Origin of the sequence: Streptomyces sp. WELS2 (genome assembly GCF_013870595.1) — a bacterium.
GTDB lineage: Bacteria > Actinomycetota > Actinomycetes > Streptomycetales > Streptomycetaceae > Streptomyces.
This window is the reverse complement of sequence record NZ_JACBWZ010000399.1, coordinates 1-5,645: the sequence shown is the minus strand read 5'-3', so window position 1 is coordinate 5,645 and position 5,645 is coordinate 1. Positions and strand designations below refer to the sequence as shown.

At 72.2% G+C, this 5,645-nt stretch carries 3 protein-coding genes; 1 reads left to right on the top strand and 2 read right to left on the bottom strand.

All coding sequences use genetic code 11. The annotated features are described in order from the left end of the window. Positions 1-124 precede the first annotated feature (124 nt). Positions 125-1,144: an aspartate-semialdehyde dehydrogenase gene (locus H5J33_RS21545; RefSeq protein WP_181796562.1), complete on the bottom strand. Its 1,020-nt coding sequence runs from the start codon at positions 1,142-1,144 to the stop codon at positions 125-127. Positions 1,145-1,484: 340 nt separating this feature from the next. After that, complete coding sequence (locus H5J33_RS21540) at positions 1,485-4,781, bottom strand: S8 family serine peptidase (protein ID WP_181796561.1); 3,297 nt, start codon at positions 4,779-4,781, stop codon at positions 1,485-1,487. 231 nt (positions 4,782-5,012) lie between these two features. Here H5J33_RS21540 and H5J33_RS21535 point away from each other — a divergent pair, with 231 nt between their 5' ends. Further along, positions 5,013-5,480: an NUDIX hydrolase gene (locus H5J33_RS21535; protein ID WP_181796560.1), complete on the top strand. Its 468-nt coding sequence runs from the start codon at positions 5,013-5,015 to the stop codon at positions 5,478-5,480. The last annotated feature ends 165 nt before the right edge of the window (positions 5,481-5,645 follow it).

Here is a 5,645-nt window from a genome sequence, read left to right as displayed (position 1 = left end):
GGACCGGGACCGACCGCCGTCCTGCTCACGGGCGGTGTGCTCGCGGGGCTGGCGGCCCTCACCCCGGGCCGTGACGGGCAAGGGGCGGCCACGTCACCGTGACCGCCCCGGACCGCGCGGGTGGTTACTTCGCCGACAGCTCCGCCGCCACCAGCTCCGCGATCTGCACCGCGTTCAGCGCGGCGCCCTTGCGGAGGTTGTCGTTGGAGACGAACAGCGCCAGACCGTTGTCCACCGTCTCGTCGCGGCGGATGCGGCCGACGTACGACGGGTCCTGGCCGGCCGCCTGGAGCGGGGTCGGGATGTCGGACAGGGCCACGCCGGGCGCCTTGGCCAGCAGCTCGGTGGCCCGCTCCGGGCTGAGGGGGCGGGCGAAGCGGGCGTTGACCTGGAGGGAGTGCCCGGAGAAGACCGGCACGCGCACACAGGTGCCGGACACCTTCAGCTCCGGGATCTCCAGGATCTTGCGGGACTCGTTGCGCAGCTTCTGCTCCTCGTCGGTCTCGTTCAGACCGTCGTCCACGATCGAACCGGCCAGCGGGAGCACGTTGAAGGCGATGGGGCGCTTGTAGACCTGCGGCTCGGGGAAGTCGACCGCCTGTCCGTCGTGGGTGAGCTTGTCGGCGTCGGCCGCCACCTTCTGCACCTGGCCGTGCAGCTCGGCCACGCCCGCGAGGCCCGAGCCGGACACCGCCTGGTAGGTCGCGACGACCAGCGCCTCGAGGCCGGCCTCCTCGTGCAGTGGCTTCAGCACCGGCATCGCGGCCATCGTGGTGCAGTTCGGGTTGGCGATGATGCCCTTGGGGCGGTCGGCGATCGCGTGCGGGTTCACCTCGGAGACCACCAGCGGGACCTCGGGGTCCTTGCGCCAGGCCGAGGAGTTGTCGATCACGACGGCGCCCTGGGAGGCGACCTTTTCGGCCAGCGCCTTGGAGGTCGCGCCGCCCGCCGAGAAGAGCACGATGTCCAGGCCGGTGTAGTCCGCGGTCGCCGCGTCCTCCACCGTCACACCGTCCAGCACGGTCCCGGCCGAGCGGGCCGAGGCGAACAGGCGCAGCTGCGTGACCGGGAAGTTACGCTCCGCGAGGATCCTGCGCATGACCGTGCCCACCTGACCGGTGGCTCCGACGATTCCGACCCTCACGGCGACTCCCTCTTGTGTGTTGCTTGCCTGACCGGGGCGTTTCCATCATGCGGCCCACCCCGGTCCACCTGTCCAATTCTTTGCCCAGCGTGCCCGAGGAATGGGACACGGCCGCCCCGCGGACGGTTCCGCGCATCCGCCCGGCACCCCGTCGGGATGGAGGAATTCCCTTCGCGGCGGCCCCGCGCCGCAAGCTGTGCCGTCCCGCCCCTGCCCGCGCGGGTCCCGGCCACACGAAGGTGTGACGTACGCCTCTTCGTCCGGCCGCCGGTCCCCGGCGCACGGGAAAGGGGCGGGCGTCCGCACGGACCCCCGCCCCTCCTTCCCGGCCGTCATCCTGTTACGGCGTGACCTTCGTGATCTTCACGCTGGCCGTGCCCGCCGTCGTACCGTGCGCGTTCACCAGCCGCACCCGGCCGAAGAACTCGCGGCCCGCCGGGGCCTCCGCCGCGGCCGTGACCTGCCCGGTGACCGTCGCCGAGGCGCCCGTGGCGAGGTGGACCGGCGCCGGGTCGGCGACCGTGACGGAGCCGAGGGCGGGGGAGAAGAACACGTCCCGGTAGTCGTAGTCGGTCGATCCGGACGGGACGGCGTAGCCCACGACCTGGATCGTGTAGGTGCCGGCGGCCGGGGACGGCACGGAGACCGCCTCCTCCGAGTCGCCGTCGGCGGACTTGCCGACCTCCTTGCCGGAGGCGTCGTACACCGCGAGGTCCAGGTCGGCCGCCGCGTCCGAGACCCGCCCGATGGCGACGTCGAGCGAGGTGGCGCCGGCCGGGACGGTCACCGTGGTGGTCCGCGTCTCGCCCTCCTTGATGGCCGGCCGGGCGGACTCGGCGGAGCCGAGCGGGCCGCCGGCCAGGGTGCCCTCCAGCGGGGCGTACCCGTTGGTGACCGTCCAGGACGCGGTGACCGGGGTCCCCGCCTTCGCCTCGGGCACGGTCACGGTCTGCGGGTCGAAGGCCGCGCCGAGGACGGAGACGTCCAGCCGGTAGGGGTTGTCGAGCAGCGGAGAGGTGCGCCGGGACTCGACCTCGACCTCCCAGACGCCGGGCTGCGGGTCGGCGTACGCGCGCACGCCGGGCTTGCAGCCGTTGCCGTCCAGGTAGTTGTGGTAGCAGTACGGCGTGCCGGTGTTGTCGGACGGGACGCCGTAGGGGTGGATGGCGATGAACCGGGTCTGGCTGCCGTCCTTCAGCCCGCCGAGGGCGACCTCCAGGGACGTGGCGCCCTCGGGCACGCTCAGGAAGTACGACCGGGTGCTGTTGCGCTGCACGGAACCGGACGCGGAGTAGGTGTACTTCACCGGCTCGGCGACGACGACCGTGGTGAGGACCTGCTTGTCGACGCCCTCGGTCCCCGGGTCGTCGACCTCCAGGATCGCGCTCTTGACGCCCGCGGAGTCGGGCGCCGCCTGCACCTTCACCGTCACCGGCCGGTTCAGCGGGAGCCGCACCACGTCGTCACCGACGATCCGGAAGGTGTGCCCGGCGTTGTTCTCGAAGTGCAGCTCGTGCCACACCGCCTTGTCCGGGCCGGACGTACGGGTGATCGTCACGTCGTAGGTCTTCTTCTGCCCCGCCTTCAGACCGCCCTCGCGGTCGTATAGGCCGGTGCCGAAGCCGGGGGTCTTCAGCGCGTCGTCGATCGCGGTGTCGACCGGCGCCTTGACGGTGTAGTCGTGGGCGGTGGCGCCGTCCTCGACGGCGTCCCAGGCGTCCACGATGTCGATCAGGCCCGCGCCCTCCTCGTACGCCTGGACGCCCTTGATGTGGTCGGCGGTCGAGGTCAGCGCGGTGCGCAGCCGGGCGGGGGTGAGGTCGATGCCCTCGCGCTTCGCGGCCGACAGCAGCAGCGCGGAGGCGCCGGTGGCCTGCGGGGCGGCCATCGAGGTGCCCTGCAGCATCGAGTAGCCGGCCGGGAGGGAGTAGCCCGCCTCGGCGACCGGGCTGCCCGGCAGCCAGGTCTGGGTGGTGTTGATCGCGGCGCCGGGTGCGCTCAGGGTCGGGGTGAAGCCGCCGTCCTCACGCGGGCCGCGCGAGGAGAACGGCATCATCGCGTACTTTTTCTCCACGACCGAGCCGTAGTTGGCGGCCCAGGTCTCCTTGGAGATCGCCGCGCCGACCGAGATCACCTTGTCGGCCAGGCCCGGGTCGCCGATGGTGTTGGCGCCCGGCCCGGAGTTGCCGGCGGAGATCACCAGCTGCACGCCGTAGGTGTCGATGAGCCGGGTGTACAGCTCGGCGCGCGCGTTGTTGCCGTCGTTGAGCGCGGGCAGCCCGCCGATCGACATGTTGACGATGTCGACACCGCGCTTGGTCACCAGGTCGATCATGCCCTCGGTGAGGGCGACGTTGGTGCAGCCGCCGGTCCAGGTGCAGGCTCGCGAGGAGACGATCTTCGCGCCGGGGGCCGCGCCGTTCATCTTCCCGCCGAACAGGCCGTGGGCGGCGGTGATGCCGGCGACGTGGGTGCCGTGCTCGGACTCGATGACGCCGATGTTGACGTAGTCGGCCTTGGCGCCGGAGGCGTTGTAGACGACGTCCTTGCGGGTCTCCACCACGAACGGGACCCGCTCGGCGACGTCGGTCGCCGGGTCGTCGGTGCCGAAGTAGCCGACCTGGAAGCCGTCCTTGTACGGCTTCATCGGCGTGTCGTCGGTGAAGTCCAGGTTGTCGTTGGTGTCCACGCGGACCGTGCCGGCGGCCGGGTCGTACAGCACGCCCCAGGCGTCGGTGGTGTCGCCGTCCCGGTTCAGGTCGCCCTTCTCGTCGCCGCCCGCGGTGGCGGACTCGTACATGTAGTTGAACTTGTACGAGCCCTCGGGCGCCGTGAACCTCTCGGTGCCCTGCGCGGTGGTGACGGAGAAGGCCGGGCCGGTGACGCCGGTGGTCATCCGCCGCCAGGTGCCGTCGCCGTCGGTGACCGGGTCGGTCGCGGTCACCCAGTCGACGATCTTCCGCTCGCCGGTGGTGGTCGTGCGCAGCGCCGGGTGGCCGAGGTCGACACCGGAGTCCAGGATGCCGATGGTGACCCCGCGCCCGTCCGCCTTCGGGTGGTCCCGGACGAAGTCCACGGCACCGGTCTCGAAGGAGGGGTTGTACGGGTTCTCCGCCGGGGTGTTCCGGCCCGGTGCCGGGTAGACGGCCTTGCCGGAGGGGGACTTGGCGCCCGTGGGCGCCGGGTCGTCCAGCGGGATCTCCTGCTTGAGGTCGATGGCCCGCACGGAGGAGAGCTTCACGGCGGCGTCGATGGCCGCGTCCGCGCGGCTCGTCGGGACGGTGGCCCGGACGTAGCCGAGCTTGTCGTCGGTACGGCCCACCAGGCCGCCGTCGACCGCGTCGAGCTGCCCGGCGACCTGCTCCGTCTGCCCGGGCGAGGTCGCGATCATCAGGGTGACGTTCTTGTCGCCGTCGGCCTTGGCCTCGGCGAGCAGGGCGGCGTCGTCCGAACCCAGCTTGTCGTGGGCGGACTTGACGCCCGGATCGGCGGCCGGGGCGGGGGACGGCTCCGCGGCCAGGGCCAGTGGCACCGGCCCGGCCGCGGAGAGGGCGGCCACCACGCCCACGGCCACGGCTATGCGGGCCAGGCGTCTCGGGCCGGATATGGGATCACGCTCGGGGGCGGTGTGGGTCATCGGCATCCCTCGGGTCAAGGAACGGGCGGGCGGGAGCGCTCAGCCTGACCGACGGGGCGGATTTTTGGGGACCGTTGACGCAATCGAAATGAACGTATGGGGAAAACCCGCGATGGGAAACGCGCGGTTTCCGGTGGTATGAGCCGGAATCCGGCCCTTGCGTACGAGGTGATCTGTCCGGCGCCGGGATTTTCGCTCGCCGGTGCCCGCCTCGGGCCGTAACGTCCGGGCATGAGACGGAACTTGAGGGTGGCGGCCTACGCCGTGTGCGTCCGCGACGGACACCTCCTGCTCGCCCGGTCACCGGCGCCCGACGGCACCCCCGAGTGGGTGCTGCCCGGCGGTGGCATGGAGCACGGTGAGGACCCGTACGACACCGTCCGCCGCGAGGTCACCGAGGAGACCGGCTACCGCATCGAGGTGACCGGCCTGCTCGGCGTCCACACCCGCCGGTTCGTCGGGGACCCGCGCGTCGGCCGCCGCCTGGACCACCAGGCCCTGCGGATCTTCTACGCGGGCGAGGTCACCGGCGGGGAACTCCGCTTCGAGGTCGGCGGCTCCACCGACTTCGCCGCCTGGCACGACCTGGCCGGCGTACCCGGCCTGGTCCGGGTGCCGATGGTGGACGTCGGGCTGCGGCTGTGGCGCGAACGCCCGCCGCACGGACGGCTCGAGGACCGGCCGGACGCAGCACCATAGGGGCGCGGCAGGGGCCGGCCCGGCAAAGGAACGGAAGTTCACCCGACCGGCCTACACCCGGGCAACCCGCGCACCCCCGCCCCGGTCCCTCCCCCCGACCGCACCCACCCATAGGCAGGGGAAGACATGCGCCTACGCACGGCTGTGACGGGCACCGCCGTCCTG